The sequence below is a fragment of the Priestia sp. FSL P4-0332 genome, assembly GCF_038005845.1.
In the GTDB taxonomy this organism is placed as follows: domain Bacteria; phylum Bacillota; class Bacilli; order Bacillales; family Bacillaceae_H; genus Priestia.
On sequence record NZ_JBBOUA010000001.1, the window covers coordinates 4831454 to 4850346 of the forward strand.

Genomic DNA, 18893 nt, shown 5'->3' on the forward strand with positions numbered 1-18893 from the left:
TTTTATAGAAAATTCAGACAAATGTTCCAATGAATAAAAGCAGATATGAAAGTATTTTTGAACTTCCGCACCTGCTTTTTAAATAATACTTTATCACGTTAATATAATATTGTTAATTTTTCTTCGGAAGTTCAATTGCCGGAGAAGATGAATTTCCACCGTTAAAATAATCAGGAACATTTCCAGGGATAACAGTTCCTCCTACAGGAATTGTAGCCGTAACGGTTGTTTTTCTCGTTGCAAACGGGATAATGATTTGCATGTTTACTTTTACTTTGATGGATACTTCAAGAAACGCATTATTTATTCCATATTCCTCGATTTTTCGCACTACGTCTGTTTGAACGTCACCAATAGCATGAAATTTAACCGGAATCAGCGGACCTAGATTTCCAAGCAGCGCATTATTAGTTGCTTGCCCAAGAGGAACTTGGTATACAATTCCTTGATTGCGCAGCTTTTCATTTTTTTCAATACGAATATCTGTTGGAAGTTCAAGTGCATCTAAATTCCCTTTCTCTGCCTCTTTTAAATTAGCTTGAACAAATGACGTAGTCTGAGCTCTAACCCGATTTACAAGCGCTGTGTCAATTTTGGCTACTTGACCGTTAGGTGTAGATTCAACTTTAATAACATCTACGTCCAGTTGATCAAGTACCTGTTTATTCACCGCTTTATTAATAACTAAAGTTGCAATCTCTTTTGTTTGTGCTTCAGCATATTTCATTAACGTCGGTTCAATCCCTCTATTAATTAGCCATAATCCTACCCCTGTGGAAAGCATAAAAAAAAGAAAGGTGAGCAACAGAACGTAGCGAAAAGGAAGCGGGCCTTTTCTTGTTAATTTCCGACGAAGTTTAACCAAAAAAAATCCCTCCTTACAAGCTATATGTATGCATGTATAAGGAGGTTCACGCTTCTTTTAAAAAGTTTTATCTTAAATTCCCCACTATATTAAAGCATTTTCAATAAAGCATCTTTGCCAATTGTTCCTTTAAAAATTCCTCTTTTTTCAGCTTCAAGCGTTACAGATTCAAGAGGCGCTTCAAGAAGCTGCTCAATTGTACGTACACCTACAGCTCTTCCAGCTATTATTTGACGATCAGCTAATTTATCATTTAATAGACCTACGTCTAGTGCTCCGCACATAATGTACCCTTTATCTGATGAGATTGTTAACAGAGTTGTTTTTGGCAGCAATACGGTAACTGCATTAAACGTATGACCTTCAATTACGATAGGCGCTAAGGTAATCATAGTAACTCACTCCTTTCTTAATCAATTTATGATTTTGAAAGAAAAAAGTGAGGTTTTACATATACTTTTCTACCTATTTGACGTTTATATTCCTTCTTCCTTATTTATATAAACTTTTATAGGACTCAGTGCTAAAATTCATTAAAAAAATCTAATTGTTTAGGAGCTAAATTTTCATATTCAATATTTAATAAACTCATGAGCTGTTTGGCATTATGTACAGCATCTCCGCCGGAGTTATTATTAAATAACAGGTAAATGTCCTTCGTTTGTTTTTGTAGCTTTTCAAGCCGTTCTTTCCACTCTAGGAGCTCTTTTTCATTGTAACGATACAAAAACCTTACTGCTCGCCAATTGCCTTCTGCAGGCTTATTCCAACCGTGTACGTTTCGTCCGTGAAAACGGATAAGTGTTTTCTGTTTATCTGTAGCATGAATCACAATTGGAATAGATCCTTCTCCTGCCTGCGGTTCATCACAAATACCGTGAATCCACTTCTCTTGTTCCATAAACGTCAGCGTTTTATCATAGAAAAATGGCTTAAACCAAGATTGATTTCGAAACTCAAGCGCTACTGGCAAATCTCCAAACTTCTCGCGGCTATATCTCAAATAGGCTACATTTTCTTTTGTACAGTCAAACCAGGGCGGCATTTGAAATAAAATCATACCAAGCTTATTCGATGTTACGTAAGGCTTCACTGATTCTAAAAATGCATGAAACATTTCTTCTTTGCTATCAAACGGATTTCCTTCTCTCATATGCCCTGTCATACCTTGATAGGCTTTTACCACAAAACGAAAAGATTCCGGTGTATCGTTTACCCATTTTTTTACATTTGATGTTGGTTGAATTGCATAAAAAGATGAATCGACTTCAACAATTGGAAAATGGCCTGCATATACGGCAAGCTTGTCTCTTGATGAAACCCCCGCTTCATATAATGAATCATGATCTCCCCAGCCTGTGACTCCAATATAAATCATGCCACTCCTCCTCTATGTTCTTAGCTTCGCTTTTCTTTATTTTAATACAAACGATACAAAAAAACTCGTTTGCATAAACAGCAAACGAGTTTTGATCTATTATTAACCGATTGAACCTTCCATTTCAAATTTGATTAGACGGTTCATTTCTACTGCATATTCCATCGGAAGCTCTTTTGTAAATGGCTCAATAAAGCCCATTACAATCATTTCTGTTGCTTCTTCTTCAGAAATACCGCGGCTCATTAGATAGAATAATTGTTCTTCAGATACTTTTGATACCTTCGCTTCATGCTCAAGTGAGATGTTGTCATTTAAAATCTCATTGTACGGAATTGTATCAGAAGTTGATTGATTATCCATAATCAGCGTATCACACTCAATGTTCGCACGTGCACCTTCTGCTTTACGGCCGAAGTGTACGATACCGCGGTATGTTACTTTACCGCCTTGTTTTGAAATTGATTTTGATACGATCGTTGAAGATGTGTTCGGTGCTAAGTGAATCATTTTTGCACCAGCATCTTGGTGCTGTCCTTTACCAGCAAGGGCAATAGATAATGTCATACCACGTGCACCTTCACCTTTTAAGATAACAGCTGGATATTTCATTGTTAACTTAGAACCGATGTTTCCATCAATCCATTCCATTGTTGCATTTGCTTCACAAACCGCGCGTTTTGTTACAAGGTTGTATACGTTGTTCGCCCAGTTTTGAATTGTTGTATAGCGGCAATACGCATCTTTTTTGATGATGATCTCTACAACGGCACTGTGAAGGGAGTTTGTTGTATAAACAGGTGCTGTACAGCCCTCTACATAGTGAACGTGTGAGCCTTCATCAGCAATAATTAACGTACGCTCAAACTGTCCCATATTTTCAGAGTTAATACGGAAATAAGCTTGTAATGGTGTATCTACTTTTACGCCTTTTGGTACGTAAATGAATGATCCACCAGACCAAACCGCCGAGTTAAGTGCAGAGAATTTGTTATCCGTTGGCGGGATAACTTTTCCAAAATGCTCACGGAAAATATCTTCGTTTTCTTTTAGCGCCGTATCCGTATCTTTAAATACGATACCTTGTGCTTCAAGATCTTCTTTCATATTGTGATAAACAACTTCAGATTCGTACTGAGCTGATACACCCGCAAGATACTTTTGCTCTGCTTCAGGAATACCTAGTTTATCAAACGTTTGTTTAATTTCTTCAGGAACTTCATCCCAAGAGCGTTCAGACTTCTCAGATGGTTTTACGTAGTACGTAATTTCATCAAAGTCTAAGCTTGCCATGTCTCCGCCCCACTGTGGCATTGGCATGTTGTAGAAGTGCTCTAGAGATTTCAAACGGAAGTCAAGCATCCATTGTGGTTCCTCTTTCATACGAGAAATTTCTTCTACGATTTCTTTTGTTAAACCGCGTTTAGAGCGGAAAATTGATACGTCTTTATCGGAAAATCCATATTTATAATCGCCGATTTCTGGCATTTTTTTAGCCATCTTTTATTACCCCCTACTTGATAGGATTGGGAATGAATGAAGGTCCTATTCTTGTTCGTTAAGACCTTTTTCCATCGCTTTCCACGCTAGTGTTGCACATTTAATACGCGCAGGAAATTTTGCTACACCTTGAAGTGCTTCAATATCTCCTAAATCTATACTATCATCATACTCTTTACCTTGCATCATGTCAGAGAAGATATGGGCCATTTTAAACGCTTTGTCTACTTCTTGACCTTTAATTGCTTGTGTCATCATTGAAGCTGATGACATTGAAATTGAACATCCTTCACCTTCGAACTTTGCATCCACCACTTTGCCGTCCTCTACTTTTAAAGAAAGTTCAATGCGGTCTCCACATGTCGGGTTATTCATATGAATGTTCACAGTATCTTCATTCAACGTTCCACGATTACGCGGGTTTTTATAATGGTCCATAATTACTTGACGATAGAGAGTATCTAAATTATTAAAAGCCATTTGTAAAATACTCCTTCGTTTTTATTAATGATGATACCAATTTATCTACTTCTTCTTCCGTGTTATACAAATAGAAGCTTGCACGTGCAGTAGAAGATACGTTTAAATATTTCATCAGCGGCTGCGCACAGTGATGACCTGCACGAATCGCAATTCCATCAGCGTCTACTACTGTTGCAACGTCGTGCGGATGCACATCTTCAATATTAAACGTCACAACACCCGCTCGCTCTTTCGGTCCGTAGATCGTAATTCCATCTACTTGCGATAAGCGATCCAGTGCATACTGCGCTAACTTGTGTTCATGTGCTTGAATATTATCTAAACCAACTTCTTCTAAGAAATCAATCGCTGCACCTAAACCAATTGCACCTGCAATGATTGGCGTACCCCCTTCAAATTTCCAAGGAAGTTCTTTCCACGTTGATTCGTATAGGTTTACGAAGTCAATCATTTCGCCGCCAAACTCGATTGGTTCCATTTTTTCAAGAAGCTCTTTCTTTCCATAAAGAGCGCCGATTCCAGTCGGCCCGCCCATTTTATGTCCAGAGAAAGCAAAGAAATCACAGTCTAAATCTTGTACATCCACCTTCATATGAGGCGTACTTTGTGCACCATCCACAACCATTACTGCACCGTTAGCATGTGCAATTTCTGCAATCTCTTTTACTGGGTTAATTGTACCCAATACGTTAGATACTTGCATGATCGATACAATTTTGGTGTTGGATGTAATCGTGCTTTTTACCTCTTCTAGTGAAAGTGCATGATCTTCTGTTAATGAAATATATTTTAACGTTGCACCTGTTTCCTTGGCAACTTGCTGCCAAGGAATGATGTTGCTGTGATGCTCCATATAAGTAATCACAATTTCATCACCAGGTTTGAGATTAGCACGGCCATAGCTTGCAGCTACTGTATTAAGAGCTGTCGTTGTACCGCGCGTAAAGATAATCTCTTCCGTTGATTTTGCATTAATAAACTTACGAACCTTTTCACGAGCGCCTTCGTATCCGTCTGTTGCTCTTGTACCAAGCGTGTGAACACCTCGGTGTACGTTTGAGTTATATTCTTTATAATACTTCTCAATTGCTTCAATTACAGCAAGCGGCTTTTGTGAAGTTGCTGCACTGTCTAAATAAACGAGTGGGCTGCCATTTACCTCTTGGTCTAAAATAGGAAATTGTTTACGAATATCAGAGATATTCATTATCGAACTTTCCTTTCAATTAAATCTGTTAATTGCTTTTTAACCGTTTCGATTGGCAACTCGTTTACAACTGGTGCTAAGAACCCGTGGATAACTAGACGTTCTGCTTCTGTTTGCGGAATACCGCGGCTCATTAAGTAGTAAAGCTGAATTGGATCTACGCGTCCAACAGATGCAGCGTGCCCTGCTGTTACATCGTCTTCATCAATTAGAAGAATTGGGTTTGCGTCTCCACGTGCTTTTTCACTTAACATTAACACACGAGATTCTTGCTCAGCGTTTGATTTAGACGCACCGTGTTCAATTTTACCGATACCGTTAAAGATTGAAGACGCGCTTTCTTTCATAACGCCGTGTTTTAAAATGTAGCCTTCAGAATGTTTTCCAAAATGTACGATACTTGTTGTTAAGTTTTGAGACTGCTCTCCACGTCCAACTGTTACCGTTTTTGTATCTCCATATGAACCGTCGCCCATTAGATACGTTGTATTTTCTGAAACTGTATTTCCTTCACTCATTAAGCCTAAAGCCCACTCAATGCGACCATCTTTGCCCGCTACGCCGCGGCGGTTCACATAAGTAGTTGTACCTTTAGCTAAGTAGTCAACAGCCCCAAATGTTACTTTCGCATTGCTGTTGGCAAATACTTCCGTCACGATATTGACAACACCGTTTGACTCTTCAGCAGTAGCAATGTAGTTTTCTACATATGTTACTGAGCTGTTGTCTTCAGCTACAACAATCACATGGTTGAATAAAGCAGCTTCTTCATCTTCACGGACAAATACAGCTTGAAGCGGCTCTTGTACTTCTACATTTTTAGGAACGTATACAAATACACCGCCGTTTAATAACGCTGCGTTTAATGCAGTTAAACGGTGCTCATCTACTTTAACTCCTTCTTTCATGAAGTACTTCTCAACAAGGTCGCTATGCTCTTTAGCAGCTGTTTGAATATCTGTGAAGATAACGCCTTGAGACTTTAGCTCTTCTGTTAATGTTGAATATGCTGCTGTTTGGTCACGCTGAACATATAGATTTTTAACAGCTTCTGTATCAATCAATGCTTTAACCACTTCTGGAAGCTCGTCTACAGATGAGATTGTGCTTGCCTGTGAAGTGTGCTTGTCAAATGCAGTAAAGTTCCATTTCGAAATGTTTGTTTTATCTGGCTTTGGAAGTGCAAGATCTTCTGCTTTCGCAAGAGCTTGTAAGCGAAGATCTAGCAGCCAACTTGGTTCATTAGCTTCTTTTGAAAAGCTGCTGATGTACTCTTGATCAAATGGTAATTTCGTATCAATAGTCATAGAGATCCTCCTAACTCTTAAGCTTCTTGCTCTACAGTTTCGTCTTCAATACCTAATTCTTGTTTGATCCAGTCATAACCTTCTGCCTCTAGACGCTGTGCTAATTCTGGTCCGCCTGATTTTACAACGCGACCTTGCATCATAACGTGAACTTTATCTGGTGTAATGTAGTTTAGTAAACGTTGGTAGTGAGTAATCATTAAACAACCAAACTCGCTGCCGCGCAGTTCATTAATACCTTTTGATACAACTTTTAACGCATCGATATCTAAACCAGAGTCGATTTCATCTAAAATTGCAATTCCTGGTTGAAGCATCATTAATTGAAGAATTTCATTACGTTTCTTCTCACCGCCAGAGAAACCTTCGTTTAGGTAACGCTGAGCCATGTCTTGATCCATTTCTAAGAAATCCATGTTTTTGTCTAATTGACGGATGAATTTCATTAGTGAAATTTCTTCGCCTTCTTCACGACGAGCATTAATTGCTGAACGTAAGAAGTCTGCATTTGTTACCCCGCTGATTTCACTTGGATATTGCATAGCTAGGAATAGACCTGCACGAGCGCGCTCATCTACTTCCATCTCAAGTACATCTTCGCCGTCTAGCGTGATGCTTCCTTGTGTAACCTCGTATTTAGGATGTCCCATGATTGCTGAAGATAATGTTGATTTACCAGTACCGTTTGGTCCCATGATTGCATGGATTTCGCCGCCCTTAACTTCTAAATTAACACCTTTTAAAATTTCTTTACCTTCAATTGCAACATGAAGATCTTTAATTGTTAAAGTTGACCCTGCCATATTAAAACCTCCAGTTATAGACGTATATAGTAAAAAACGATATACCTATATCTTTTTAATTATTCTCATTTTATTCTCATTACAATCTTATAACAAATGAAAACTTATAGCAACCTTTTGACCCAAAAGGTTTTAAACCATTATGTACGTTTTTCAAGACTAAATCCACTCATAAAAAAGTTGCCTTAAAAGACTCCATAGAGCCTTCTAAGACAAGCTTTTTTACCCACTTTATTTACTTAGTGCGTGTGGCTAGTCAGTTCTGAAATACACTCTTGGACAAGCGTAACGGACTGACTCATCGCTGCGCCTCCGCCAAATGCTGCTGACACTCCGCATGCTTCTAAAATTTCTTGCTCAGTTGCACCTTGATCAATGCAGCCTTTTGTATGATAAATCATACAGTACTCGTCTTGAGCTACTACGCTGATTCCTAACGCGATTAACTGCTTTTCTTTTTTAGAAAGAGAACCTTCTCCAAAACATGCTTCAGTAAACGCATTAAACGTTTTTGTTACTTCCGGCAATTTTTCGCTAAATTTCCCAACACCCATTTTATAATCATGAAGTGCTTGCTCAGTTGAATGACGTGCTTCTTGCTGCATAACGTCAGCTCCCATCATCAGTAAAGTTTTCACGGTTAGTATGCGTGAGAAAAATAAGAGTTATTCGTTTTCCCGCATACAAAAAAAGCACTTGCCCAGAGTGGGCAAGCGCTTTTCTTCTATTATTTATTTACCGGCAGTACTCCGCCTTTGTATTTTTCTTTAATGTAGTCTTGAATTTCTTTAGAGTGAAGAACTTTCACTAAAGCTTTCACTGTATCTTTATTTTCGTCGCCTTTGTGAACCGTAATGATGTTTGCATAAGGGTTATTTTCTTTACTTTCCACTGCGATTGGATCTTTTACTGGATCTAAGCCAGCATCGATAGCATAGTTAGCATTGATAACAACAGCGTCACCTTCATTATTTTTGTACATTTGAGGTAACAATCCGCCTTCAACATCGGCTTTAAATTTTAAATTCTTCGGGTTTTCTACGATATCTTTAATTTGTGCATCTATTTTCTTTACGCCTGGTTTTAATTTGATTACGCCGGCTTTTTCAAAAATCGATAAAATACGTCCTTGCTCTGCTACTGCATCACGCATAATAACTGTGCCGTTTTTCGGAAGATCTTTTAAGCTTTTGTATTTTTTAGAGTAGATACCGATTGGTTCAATGTGAATGGCACCGGCACTTACAAAATCATACCCTTTTTCACCCTTGTGATCTTTTAGCACTGAATTCATATAAGGAACGTGCTGGAAGTAGTTTGCATCAATTTCATTGTTTGCAAGAGCTGTGTTCGGTAAGATGTAATCTTGGAATTTTTTAATTTCCAAGTCGATTCCTTGTTTTTCTAAAATCGGTTTTGCTTGTTCTAAAATTTCAGCATGAGGCGTATTAGATGCACCCACAACAATTTTCTTTTCATCTTTTGATCCATTGTTAGATCCACATGCAGCTAATCCTACTACTAGCGCAGATGTTAGTGCTAAAGCCGAAAGCCATTTTTTCATAATAAATAATCCTCCCTTTATCTTTTATCAATTTTTGCAGTAATCGCATCTCCAATAAGTTGGATAATAAATACAATAATCAAAATTAAGATCGTAGCAGCTAGCGTTACATCATTATGACTGCGCTGGAATCCTTCTAAATATGCAAGATTCCCGAGACCTCCAGCTCCAATCACACCCGCCATTGCCGTATAGCCGACTAACGCAATTGTCGTTACCGTCAAACCAGAAATTAAAGCTGGCAGCGATTCAGGTAACAGCACTTTAAAGATAATAGTGCTTGTTGTTGCTCCCATTGATTTAGCAGCTTCAATAACACCTTTATCAATTTCACGCAGACCAATTTCTACAAGACGCGCGTAAAATGGTGCTGCTCCAACAATTAAAGCAGGTAACGCTGCATTAGCGCCTAAAATACTTCCTACCAATGCTTTGGTAAATGGAATCAGTAAAACAATTAAAATAATGAATGGAATGGAACGAAAGATATTTACAACTGCTGACACAATGGCATATAAAGGTTTGTTTTGCCAAAGCTGTCCTTTGGACGTTAAAAATAAAAGCAAGCCTAATAAAATACCTAGAACAAACGTGGCTATAACTGAAATAGCTGTCATATATAGTGTTTCATTTGTCGCTTGAATAAAATCATCTAAAATAACGTTTGGAAATAGTTTCTCAAGCATTTGTCATTACCTCCACTTCTACCTGCTGCTCATGAATGTATGCAATGACTTTTTCAACTTCTGTTAATTCTCCGTCTAAATGAACGAACAACGTTCCGTATGAACCTGTTTGTGTATGAGAAATCTTTCCTTGCAAAATATTAATCGTTACATCAAACTGTTTTAAAATCGTTGTAATGAGCGGTTGCTCTGCTTTTCCGCCAACAAACGTCAGCTGAATAATTTGCCCGCTTGGATATAACTCCTGTACTTGTTCAATTGTTTCAAACGTTTCTTCTGGTTCAGAAATCTGTTGAACGAATCGTTTTGTAATCGGCTGCTTAGGTTTTCTGAATACTTCTAGCACTTGTCCTTCTTCTACCACTGCCCCATTTTCCATAACGGCTACCCGATGACAAATTTTACGAATAACGTGCATTTCATGAGTAATCAATACAATGGTTAACCCTAGCTTCTCATTAATATCTACTAACAGATCTAAAATGGAATCTGTCGTTTGAGGATCAAGCGCTGATGTTGCTTCATCACACAGCAATACTTTTGGGTTATTGGCTAGCGCTCGAGCAATACCAACACGCTGCTTTTGTCCACCGCTAAGCTGTGATGGATAAGCATTTTCACGCCCTTCAAGCCCGACTAGCTTGATAAGCTCGTCTACTCGTTTCATTCTTTTTTCTTTTGAGATCCCTGCTATTTCTAACGGAAAGGCAATATTTTCTCGCACCGTACGCGACCACAAGATATTAAAGTGCTGAAACACCATACTAATTTCTTGTCTAGCTTTTCTGAGTTTTCCGCCTTTAATTTTTCCAATATCATTACCTGCTACTTCGACCGTTCCTGTCGTTGGTGTTTCTAACCCGTTTAGCAAGCGAATTAAAGAACTTTTCCCCGCTCCGCTATAACCAATAATTCCGTAAATTTCACCTTGGTTAACGGTTAGATTCACATTATCAACAGCTGTTACTTGACCGCTTTTAGCCTGATAAATTTTTGTAACGTCTGTTAATGTAATCATATTTCTTCACCTTCTTTAGTAAAAACTTAATTATGTTAGGTTGCCCTATAGGATGAAAAAGCCGTAAAACAATTTTCCTCATTAAAAAAGCCTCTCTGCGCATGACAGAAAGGCTCGATATTTAATCCTTTCTCTCATCTTTCAAAGCGCATAGCTTTGCAGGAATTGGCACCATTTCAGTTAGTCTGACGGTTGCCGGGTTTCACAGGGCTCAGTCCCTCCACCTCTCTTGATAAGAGTTCGCAACAATTATTTTGTTTTTGGGAAATATTCATTCATTTATGAACATTCATGAGTGTGATTTTAGCATGTGTCAGATAGGCTGTCAACAGATTTTGTTCTTGGGATAATATCCCAAGATTTCAACAGCCCCAACGGTTTGCTCTCTTTCAATTTCTTCATTTTAAACAAACGTTTGATTATCGAAGCTCTTCAAGTACGTGCTCGATAGAATGAAACGCATAGAGTTTTTTTACCATTTCGCCATTTTTCACTTCAATCAAACAAGGTACACTTTCAATTGAAAATACTTCTGCTTTTGAAGGCATATAATTTAAATTGCTCATTCCGATAGTTACACCAGGCAGCATCGCTTCTGCTACGGTTAACATTTTTTTTGCCAGCTGACATGTCCCGCAAAAAGGTGTATGGAAAAAGATAAACGCTCTTTGTCCTTCTTTTAACTGATCGTCAAGCTGTTTTTCGCTCCATTCTTGCATGTTGCTCATTCCTTTTATGTTAAAAATTCTGCATTAACATCGATATTGGCACTCAGTAATACTGTTGCTATGTGATGTCTAGGGGCGGCAGCAACCTCTCGGTACATTTTATCAATATATAGATGCTCTGCTTCCGGAAGCTCTCGTTTAAATTGTTTTCTTAGCTTATTCCCTGAATCATCAGAGTCAACGAGTATGTATACCTCTTTGTTAAACGTAAAGTCAATAATTTCATCCAGCTTTGATAAACTAATCGTACCGTTTGTACAGATAATTTCAATTGGTTCTCGAATGATATCTTGGATACGTTTTTTATCTGATTTTCCTTCGACAATAATTACTTTTTCGATTTCAATTAGCCCCATTTTCATCACCCATAATCGTCAGTTGTATAGTAACATCATTTCTTTATGCTATACAATATTCGTTAATGTATCACAGTTCACCTGTTTTTTAAAAGAAATTTGCAAGAAAGAACTGTTTTAAAAGGCAGCTTAGGCCATATTGTTTCCATAAAACAAGAAAAACAGCGGCAGTTGCCACTGTTTAGCACCATCCTGCTTCTTCGTCGCAGTCTGTATATTTTTGCGTTTCACCTTGCTTTTGTACATCCGTATATTGGTAGAACTTATTATTTTCTTGCGAATACCCTTCTTCAAAGCGGTATTCATTGCCGCTTGTTCCGTAACTAACTTCACCAATTGGCTGCTTATCAACATATAATTTCATGCCGCCGTCATGAAATTTAGCTGTAACGCGATCTGTAACGTCCATTTTTTGTTTTTCAAACATAAAAAGACACTCCTTTAGCTTGTTTACTAATAGAGTGTCCAGTCAAAAACTTTTCATAAAGACAATTTATGGAGGAATATTATCCTTCGTTTGTCATTTCTTCGTATTGCTCTGCTGTCATTAGCTTGTCTACTTGAGAAGCATCAGACGGTTTGATTGTAATCATCCATGCTTCTTCGTATGGAGATTCATTAACAAGCTCAGGGCTATCGCTTAAGTTGTCGTTGACTGCTACAACTTCACCGCTAATTGGTGCATAAAGCTCAGAAACTGTTTTTACTGATTCAACGCTGCCAAACGGCTCGTCAGCTTCTACTGTTGCTCCTACTTCTGGCAGTTCAACGAATACGATGTCGCCAAGCTCAGCTTGAGCGAAATGCGTAATACCTACGCGGACAACGTCTCCTTCTGTTTTTACCCATTCATGCTCTTCAGAATAACGCAAATCTTTTGGTGTACTCATCTTAATCCCTCCAAAATATGTATCGTAATTTGTTTATATAAAAAGCGCCTTCAACGTGGAGAACACTTTCTACAACCTAAAATAACTTCCTATTAACAGTGTAACGTAAAACGTAAAAATTTTCTATTTGAAAACTTACTTCCACACGTCCTCAAACTGCTCTTCTTTGAAGCCAAGCGTTACTTTTTGTCCATCTGTTAGCAGCGGACGTTTAATTAACATGCCATCTGACGCAAGAATAGACAGAAGTTCGTCTTCACTCGCACTGCTTACTTTATCTTTAAGCCCTAATTCGCGATACTTTTTACCGCTTGTATTAAAGAATTTTTTTAATTCTAAGCCGCTGTTCTGATAATAAGATTGCAGCTGCTCTTTTGTTGGCGGGTTTTCTACAATATGAATTTCTTCATACGCTACTCCGTTATCATCCAGCCACTTCTTTGCTTTTCGGCACGTACCACACTTTGGATATGAATAAAAAAATAATGACATTTCGTCAACCACCCTTTATTTTAAGCTTTTTTCGTATTTTAACACATCCTTTATCATTTACCTAGATAGAGGCTTCTTAAACAAAAAGAAGCTCGCGAAGCGAGCTCCTTTTCCCTTAAACTGTGAACTTTTCTACTTCTAAAAGCGTTTTTGCAATCTCGCGCTTTACGCTAATCACATTGATTGGTGTATAGCGCGTTAACTTGCGAAGAGACGAAAGCATGACTCTAAGCGTATCACCTTGTTCAACGCCAATTAACGTTTCTTTTGCATCTGCTTCAATTCGATTAAATGCTTCTTGGCAAAATACTTGCGTATATTTTACTTTCAAGCTGTTTTGATCTGCACCTGTTTTGGAAATGGCTTTTTCAGTACGTAAAACAGTGGATTCCATTGCATATACGTTACTAATCATATCGGAAATATTAACGAGAATTTCTTGTTCTTTCTCTAATTCTTTACCATACTTCTGTGCAGCCAGACCTAAAAGCAAGAGCGCAATTTTCTTCCCATTTTGCACAAGCATTTTTTCTTGATCTAAAGGCTCATTTCCTACTTCCTGCGGCATAAGCATCATCAATTCTTCTTGAAGCGTTTGTGCTTTTTGAAGCAGCGGAAGCTCTCCTTTTAGCGCTTTGCGTAAATATGTGCCTGGTACTAAGAGTCGATTAATTTCATTTGTTCCTTCAAAAATACGGTTAATGCGAGAATCACGATACAGGCGCTCAATTTCATACTCGCTCATAAAACCATAGCCTCCGTGAAGCTGCACCCCTTCATCTACGATGTAGTCAAGAGATTCCGTGGCAAACACTTTGTTTAATGAGCATTCAATGGCATATTCAGCAATGGAAGCGGCAATTTGTTTTCCGTCTTTTTGCTGTTCTTCTGAAAGCTGGCCCATATGGTCTTCAAAAAGTCCTACCGTACGATAGACGGAGCTTTCAGTTGCGTACAATTTAGAAGCCATTGTTGCTAACTTTTCTTGGGTTAATGAAAATTTAGCAATGGGCGTTTTAAACTGCTGACGCTGGTTAACATATTGAGACGTAATTTCTAACGCACGTTTACCTGCTCCAACTGCTCCAACTCCAAGCTTATAGCGCCCAATATTTAAAATGTTAAACGCAATCACATGGCCTTTTCCAATTTCACCTAACACGTTTTCTTTTGGAACAAGCGCATCTTCAAGAATCAACGTTCTTGTTGATGAACTCTTGATTCCCATCTTCTTTTCTTCCGGTCCAACCGAAACGCCTGGGAATTGGCGTTCAACGATAAAAGCAGAAAATTTATCGCCGTCGATTTTCGCATACACCACGAACACATCAGCAAATCCGGCATTCGTAATCCACTGCTTTTCTCCATTTAACACATAGTGTGTGCCTTCGGCGTTAAGGCGAGCTGTTGTGCGAGCACCGAGGGCATCGGAACCAGAACCAGGTTCTGTTAACGCATATGCGGCTATTTTTTCCCCAACTGCTAAAGCAGGTAAATATGCTTGTTTTTGCTCTTCTGTTCCAAATAAGACGATTGGCAATGACCCAATTCCTACGTGAGCACCATGAGTGATGGAAAACCCGCCTGCTCGAGACATTTTTTCAGCAATTAAAGCGGAGGTAATTTTATCTAAACCGAGTCCGCCGTATTCTTCCGGTACATCTGCACCAAGTAACCCTAATTCACCAGCTTGTTTTAATAACTTGACAGAACGGTCAAACTCATGCTTTTCTAAATATTCCACTTGTGGAAGGACTTCATTTTCTACAAATTCATCTGTCGTTTTGGCAATCATCTTTTGTTCAGATGTATAATCCTCCGGCGTGTAGACGCGGCTTGCATCGCCTTCTTCAATTAAAAAGCTTCCACCTTTAATCATTTGTTTTGTTTTATTTGACATGTTCATATCCCCCTTTGAAATGATTATGCTAACAATTCAAATACACCAGCAGCTCCCATTCCTCCGCCAATACACATCGTGACAATTCCAAACTGCTCATTTCGACGCTTCATTTCGTGCATTAAGCTAAGAGTCAGCTTAGCTCCGGTACAGCCTAATGGATGACCTAAGGCAATAGCGCCTCCGTTTACATTTACTTTATCTTCATTAATATTTAATTCACGAATAACGCCAAGTGCTTGAGAAGCAAATGCTTCATTTAATTCAAACAATCCGATATCAGAAAGCTCCAGCCCTGCTAGTTTAAGAGCTTTAGGGATGGCAGCTACCGGGCCAATCCCCATTACTTCAGGCGGAACTCCTCCAACTGCAAATGAGCGAAACTTAAGCAAAGGCTTTAACCCTTCTGCTTCAGCTTGTTCTTTATCCATTAGAAAAACGGATGCAGCTCCGTCACTTGTCTGCGAAGAGTTTCCAGCTGTTACGGATCCTTTAACCGAAAAAGCTGGACGAAGTTTCCCTAATACATCCGCAGTTGTGCCAGGACGAACTCCTTCATCTTGAGAGAACATCAGCTTTTGTTCACGGAGCTTATTGTTTTCATCCACTTTTCGAAGCGTCACTTCCACCGGAACAATTTCGTCGTTAAACTTCCCTTCTTGAAGTGCTTTTGCTGCTTTTTGATGGCTGCGTACAGCAAACGCGTCCTGGTCTTCACGTGAAATGCCGTATTTCATGGCCACTTGTTCTGCTGTATGTCCCATGCCCATATAATACTCCGGCGCATTTTCAACCAGCTGAACATTCGGACGCGCTACGTTTCCAAACATCGGAACAAAACTCATTGATTCTGCTCCTCCAGCTAACACTGCTTTGGCTTGCCCTAGCATAATTCGTTCTGCACCATAGGCAATACTTTGCAAACCTGATGAACAATAACGATTAATCGTTATTGCTGGCACCGTATAAGGCAAACCCGCAAGAGCGCCAATATTTCGAGCCATATTCAAACCTTGTTCTGCTTCAGGCATCGCACAGCCAATAATTAAATCATCAATTGGTCCTTCGTATCCTCCTGCTCGGCGAAGAGTTTCTTTAACCGCGATGGCCCCCAAATCATCAGGTCTAACACTTGCCAGTGAACCTTTTTTTGCTTTTCCAACCGGTGTCCTAGCACCTGCTACAATAACTGCTTCTCTCATTTTTTCTCCCCCTTAATTACGCAGTGGTTTTCCTTTAACTAACATGTGCTGCATACGTTCTTGAGACTTCGCTTCTCCAACAAGGCTTAAAAATGCTTCTCTCTCTAAGTCCAGTAAATACTCTTCATCAACTTCCGAACCAAACGCTACACGTCCTCCGGCTAACACAAATGCTAACTTACTAGCAATTTTATAATCATGTTCTGATATATATCCTGAATACTTCATGGATTGGGCTCCTAGCAGCAACGTTGCATATCCTGTTTCTCCAACCACAGGAATCTTAGTTCTTACAGGTGGTTTATAGCCCGTGTCATGTAAAGCAAGGACTGAGTTCTTCGCATCATTCAGCAAGTGATCTCCGTTTACGCTGATGCCATCATGGCGGTTTAAAAAGTTTAGCTGTCTAGCTTCTGCAGCAGAAGTAGATACTTTTGCAGTAGCAATTGTTTCAAATGTTTTATTGGCAATTTGCTGGAGATCGAGCGTTACACCGTTAGGTAAACCATTTAGCTGTTTGATATAAAGCTCCTTATTACCTCCTCCACCAGGAATGAGTCCGACTCCTACTTCTACAAGGCCCATGTAAGTTTCAGCAGAAGCTTGGATTTTAGCTGACGGTAAGCAAATTTCTGCTCCGCCTCCGAGAGTCATCGCAAATGGAGCTGCAACAACCGGCTTTTCATTATATTTCACCTTCATCATTGCCTGTTGAAATTGTTTAATAACAAATTCAATTTCAAAATAATTGTCATCTTGTGCTTCCATTAAAATCATAGCTAAGTTAGCGCCAACGCAGAAATTTTTCCCTTGATTTCCTATGACCAGCCCTTTATAGTTCTTATTCACTTCTTCAAGAGACTGATTTAATAAGCTAATAATGTCTAGCCCGATTGCATTGTTAGGAGAGGTGAACTGCAGGCACGCCACATCATCTCCTAAATCAATTAAACTCGCTCCGCTGTTTTCTAAAATGACATTATTTTGAGAACGTAAAGATGACAGGTGAATCACCTTTTTATTTTCTTTTACTGCTTTATACTCATCATCTTCGTAGTAAAGCGTTTGACCTTCCATTTCTTTATAGAAGCTTGTAAATCCATTTTCCTGCATTTGTTTTACCCATTGCGGAACTGCTAAGCCAGACTGCTCCATCTTCTCAATTGACTTTTCTAAACCAATTGCATCCCACGTCTCAAAAGGACCCATTTTCCAACCAAATCCCCACTTCATAGCTTGATCAATGGCCACGATATCGTCGGCGATTTCATTTTTTAACTGTGCTGCATATACAAGAACGGGACTGATCACATTCCAAAGAAGCTGGCCGGCACGATCACCCGAATATATAAGCGCTTTCATTTTATTTTGCAGCCCTTTTGCCTGCTTGCTTAATTCGGTAGAAGCTGTTTTTAACTTCTTTCTCTCGACGTATTGAAGTGTACTAGGATCAAGTTCCAAAATTTCCTTTCCTTTCTTCAAAAAGAAGCCTTGCCCCGACTTGCTTCCCAGCCAGCCATTTTCCTGCATTTGTTTCATAAATAAAGGGACATCGAACACTTCTTTTTCTTTGCCTTCTACTTTGTCAAATACATTGTTGGCCACATGAATAAATGTGTCTAGTCCCACTACGTCTAACGTTCGAAACGTTGCGCTTTTTGGTCTTCCAATTAAGGGGCCCGTCACAGAGTCAACTTCTCCCACGCTGTAATTACCTTTTAACATTTCTTGAACGGTCACAAGTAAACCGTACGTACCGATACGGTTGGCGATAAAGTTAGGCGTATCTTTTGCAATAACTACTCCTTTACCTAATACATCTTCACCAAACGTTTTCACATATTCAACAATTTCTGATTTTGTGTCATGAGTTGGAATGATTTCTAATAACTTTAAATAACGCGGTGGATTAAAAAAGTGCGTTCCTAAAAAATGCGCTTTAAAATCTTCTGAGCGTCCTTTAGCCATTTCGTGGATCGATATTCCTGAAGTATTTGAACTTACAATACTTCCTTTTTTTCGTACACTGTCAATTCTTTCAAACAACTGCTGTTTAATATCAAGACGTTCCACTACTACTTCAATAATCCAATCACAGTCGCTTAACTGCTGTAAATGATCTTCAAGATTTCCTGGAGTAATTAACGATAGTGATGACTTCGACGTTAAAGGCGCCGGTTTTTGCTTCGTTAATTTAGCTAGAGCAGTTGTACTCAACCGATTTCTCACTTGCCTATCTTCAAGCGTTAGCTGCTTTTTTTCCTCGTCTGCTGTTAATGAAGTTGGAACCACGTCTAGCAAAAGCGTTGGAATTCCTACATTTGCTAAATGAGCTGCAATTCCAGAGCCCATAACTCCTGAACCTAAAACGGCGGCTTTTTTTATGTTCATAATTATCCCCACATCCCCTTTAATATATTGAATGAATGGTCATTCATTTTATGCGTAAAAAAAGAGAGTCACTGTTAATCTCTGTTTTTACTATAAAACATTTTTTAAATTTTCGCAATATAT

The 18893-nt window shown here is 38.9% G+C and carries 20 protein-coding genes and 1 riboswitch; all 20 genes read right to left on the reverse strand.

Translation table 11 applies throughout. From position 1 onward, the window contains the following. Nucleotides 1-112: 112 nt before the first annotated feature. Complete coding sequence (gene yunB / locus MKY06_RS25390; RefSeq protein ID WP_013059640.1) at nucleotides 113-865, reverse strand: sporulation protein YunB; 753 nt, start codon at nucleotides 863-865, stop codon at nucleotides 113-115. An 89-nt stretch (nucleotides 866-954) separates the two neighbouring features. Continuing rightward, entirely contained in the window at nucleotides 955-1257 is a 303-nt protein-coding gene (locus tag MKY06_RS25395; RefSeq protein ID WP_013059641.1) for a YunC family protein, read from the reverse strand. A 131-nt stretch (nucleotides 1258-1388) separates the two neighbouring features. Beyond that, on the reverse strand, nucleotides 1389-2243 hold the full coding sequence (locus MKY06_RS25400) for a DUF72 domain-containing protein (RefSeq protein ID WP_025601573.1): 855 nt from the start codon (nucleotides 2241-2243) through the stop codon (nucleotides 1389-1391). Between the two features lie 102 nt (nucleotides 2244-2345). Next, a complete protein-coding gene (gene sufB, locus MKY06_RS25405; RefSeq protein ID WP_013059643.1) occupies nucleotides 2346-3743 on the reverse strand; it encodes a Fe-S cluster assembly protein SufB in 1398 nt (465 codons plus the stop codon). 45 nt (nucleotides 3744-3788) lie between these two features. Further along, nucleotides 3789-4223, reverse strand: coding sequence for a Fe-S cluster assembly sulfur transfer protein SufU (gene sufU / locus MKY06_RS25410; protein WP_025601570.1), 435 nt, complete (start codon nucleotides 4221-4223; stop codon nucleotides 3789-3791). After that, nucleotides 4213-5433, reverse strand: coding sequence for a cysteine desulfurase (locus tag MKY06_RS25415; protein WP_013059645.1), 1221 nt, complete (start codon nucleotides 5431-5433; stop codon nucleotides 4213-4215). Before MKY06_RS25415 ends, sufU begins: the two co-directional genes overlap by 11 nt. Further along, nucleotides 5433-6740, reverse strand: a complete 1308-nt coding sequence (sufD, locus tag MKY06_RS25420) for a Fe-S cluster assembly protein SufD (protein ID WP_025601568.1) — start codon at nucleotides 6738-6740, stop codon at nucleotides 5433-5435. The genes MKY06_RS25415 and sufD overlap by 1 nt, the downstream gene beginning before the upstream one ends. Before the next feature lie 17 nt (nucleotides 6741-6757). Then, a complete protein-coding gene (sufC, locus tag MKY06_RS25425) occupies nucleotides 6758-7543 on the reverse strand; it encodes a Fe-S cluster assembly ATPase SufC (protein WP_013059647.1) in 786 nt (261 codons plus the stop codon). 239 nt (nucleotides 7544-7782) lie between these two features. Next, a complete protein-coding gene (locus tag MKY06_RS25430; RefSeq protein WP_013059648.1) occupies nucleotides 7783-8148 on the reverse strand; it encodes a carboxymuconolactone decarboxylase family protein in 366 nt (121 codons plus the stop codon). A gap of 122 nt (nucleotides 8149-8270) precedes the next feature. Continuing rightward, on the reverse strand, nucleotides 8271-9107 hold the full coding sequence (locus MKY06_RS25435; RefSeq protein WP_013059649.1) for a MetQ/NlpA family ABC transporter substrate-binding protein: 837 nt from the start codon (nucleotides 9105-9107) through the stop codon (nucleotides 8271-8273). Nucleotides 9108-9124: 17 nt separating this feature from the next. Continuing rightward, the gene (locus tag MKY06_RS25440; protein WP_013085342.1) at nucleotides 9125-9793 is read right to left on the reverse strand and encodes a methionine ABC transporter permease; all 669 of its coding nucleotides are present in this window, start codon (nucleotides 9791-9793) and stop codon (nucleotides 9125-9127) included. Beyond that, on the reverse strand, nucleotides 9786-10811 hold the full coding sequence (locus MKY06_RS25445; protein ID WP_013059651.1) for a methionine ABC transporter ATP-binding protein: 1026 nt from the start codon (nucleotides 10809-10811) through the stop codon (nucleotides 9786-9788). Before MKY06_RS25445 ends, MKY06_RS25440 begins: the two co-directional genes overlap by 8 nt. 131 nt (nucleotides 10812-10942) lie before the next feature. After that, nucleotides 10943-11050: riboswitch (SAM riboswitch) on the reverse strand. Nucleotides 11051-11230: 180 nt separating this feature from the next. Continuing rightward, nucleotides 11231-11530 (reverse strand): thioredoxin family protein, encoded by a 300-nt coding sequence (locus MKY06_RS25450; protein WP_013059652.1) that lies wholly within the window; start codon nucleotides 11528-11530, stop codon nucleotides 11231-11233. Between the two features lie 14 nt (nucleotides 11531-11544). Further along, the gene (locus MKY06_RS25455) at nucleotides 11545-11895 is read right to left on the reverse strand and encodes a toprim domain-containing protein (RefSeq protein ID WP_013059653.1); all 351 of its coding nucleotides are present in this window, start codon (nucleotides 11893-11895) and stop codon (nucleotides 11545-11547) included. 181 nt (nucleotides 11896-12076) lie between these two features. After that, entirely contained in the window at nucleotides 12077-12322 is a 246-nt protein-coding gene (locus tag MKY06_RS25460; RefSeq protein WP_013059654.1) for a YusG family protein, read from the reverse strand. A 79-nt stretch (nucleotides 12323-12401) separates the two neighbouring features. Then, a complete protein-coding gene (gcvH, locus tag MKY06_RS25465; RefSeq protein WP_013059655.1) occupies nucleotides 12402-12785 on the reverse strand; it encodes a glycine cleavage system protein GcvH in 384 nt (127 codons plus the stop codon). Between the two features lie 135 nt (nucleotides 12786-12920). Next, nucleotides 12921-13277, reverse strand: a complete 357-nt coding sequence (locus tag MKY06_RS25470) for an arsenate reductase family protein (protein WP_013059656.1) — start codon at nucleotides 13275-13277, stop codon at nucleotides 12921-12923. A 115-nt stretch (nucleotides 13278-13392) separates the two neighbouring features. Further along, nucleotides 13393-15177, reverse strand: coding sequence for an acyl-CoA dehydrogenase family protein (locus MKY06_RS25475; protein WP_029319253.1), 1785 nt, complete (start codon nucleotides 15175-15177; stop codon nucleotides 13393-13395). A gap of 23 nt (nucleotides 15178-15200) precedes the next feature. Next, complete coding sequence (locus MKY06_RS25480; protein WP_013059658.1) at nucleotides 15201-16379, reverse strand: acetyl-CoA C-acetyltransferase; 1179 nt, start codon at nucleotides 16377-16379, stop codon at nucleotides 15201-15203. A 12-nt stretch (nucleotides 16380-16391) separates the two neighbouring features. After that, nucleotides 16392-18773, reverse strand: coding sequence for a 3-hydroxyacyl-CoA dehydrogenase/enoyl-CoA hydratase family protein (locus tag MKY06_RS25485; protein WP_170960121.1), 2382 nt, complete (start codon nucleotides 18771-18773; stop codon nucleotides 16392-16394). Nucleotides 18774-18893: the final 120 nt, after the last annotated feature.

What these genes read in the sequence shown, in the direction of transcription:
- MKY06_RS25395 (WP_013059641.1), bottom strand. Translation starts at nt 1,257, where the DNA reads ATGATTACCTTAGCGCCTATCGTAATTGAAGGTCATACGTTTAATGCA.
- MKY06_RS25400 (WP_025601573.1), bottom strand. Translation starts at nt 2,243, where the DNA reads ATGATTTATATTGGAGTCACAGGCTGGGGAGATCATGATTCATTATAT.
- sufB (WP_013059643.1), bottom strand. Translation starts at nt 3,743, where the DNA reads ATGGCTAAAAAAATGCCAGAAATCGGCGATTATAAATATGGATTTTCC.
- sufU (WP_025601570.1), bottom strand. Translation starts at nt 4,223, where the DNA reads ATGGCTTTTAATAATTTAGATACTCTCTATCGTCAAGTAATTATGGAC.
- MKY06_RS25415 (WP_013059645.1), bottom strand. Translation starts at nt 5,433, where the DNA reads ATGAATATCTCTGATATTCGTAAACAATTTCCTATTTTAGACCAAGAG.
- sufD (WP_025601568.1), bottom strand. Translation starts at nt 6,740, where the DNA reads ATGACTATTGATACGAAATTACCATTTGATCAAGAGTACATCAGCAGC.
- sufC (WP_013059647.1), bottom strand. Translation starts at nt 7,543, where the DNA reads ATGGCAGGGTCAACTTTAACAATTAAAGATCTTCATGTTGCAATTGAA.
- MKY06_RS25430 (WP_013059648.1), bottom strand. Translation starts at nt 8,148, where the DNA reads ATGCAGCAAGAAGCACGTCATTCAACTGAGCAAGCACTTCATGATTAT.
- MKY06_RS25435 (WP_013059649.1), bottom strand. Translation starts at nt 9,107, where the DNA reads ATGAAAAAATGGCTTTCGGCTTTAGCACTAACATCTGCGCTAGTAGTA.
- MKY06_RS25440 (WP_013085342.1), bottom strand. Translation starts at nt 9,793, where the DNA reads ATGCTTGAGAAACTATTTCCAAACGTTATTTTAGATGATTTTATTCAA.
- MKY06_RS25445 (WP_013059651.1), bottom strand. Translation starts at nt 10,811, where the DNA reads ATGATTACATTAACAGACGTTACAAAAATTTATCAGGCTAAAAGCGGT.
- MKY06_RS25450 (WP_013059652.1), bottom strand. Translation starts at nt 11,530, where the DNA reads ATGCAAGAATGGAGCGAAAAACAGCTTGACGATCAGTTAAAAGAAGGA.
- MKY06_RS25455 (WP_013059653.1), bottom strand. Translation starts at nt 11,895, where the DNA reads ATGGGGCTAATTGAAATCGAAAAAGTAATTATTGTCGAAGGAAAATCA.
- MKY06_RS25460 (WP_013059654.1), bottom strand. Translation starts at nt 12,322, where the DNA reads ATGTTTGAAAAACAAAAAATGGACGTTACAGATCGCGTTACAGCTAAA.
- gcvH (WP_013059655.1), bottom strand. Translation starts at nt 12,785, where the DNA reads ATGAGTACACCAAAAGATTTGCGTTATTCTGAAGAGCATGAATGGGTA.
- MKY06_RS25470 (WP_013059656.1), bottom strand. Translation starts at nt 13,277, where the DNA reads ATGTCATTATTTTTTTATTCATATCCAAAGTGTGGTACGTGCCGAAAA.
- MKY06_RS25475 (WP_029319253.1), bottom strand. Translation starts at nt 15,177, where the DNA reads ATGTCAAATAAAACAAAACAAATGATTAAAGGTGGAAGCTTTTTAATT.
- MKY06_RS25480 (WP_013059658.1), bottom strand. Translation starts at nt 16,379, where the DNA reads ATGAGAGAAGCAGTTATTGTAGCAGGTGCTAGGACACCGGTTGGAAAA.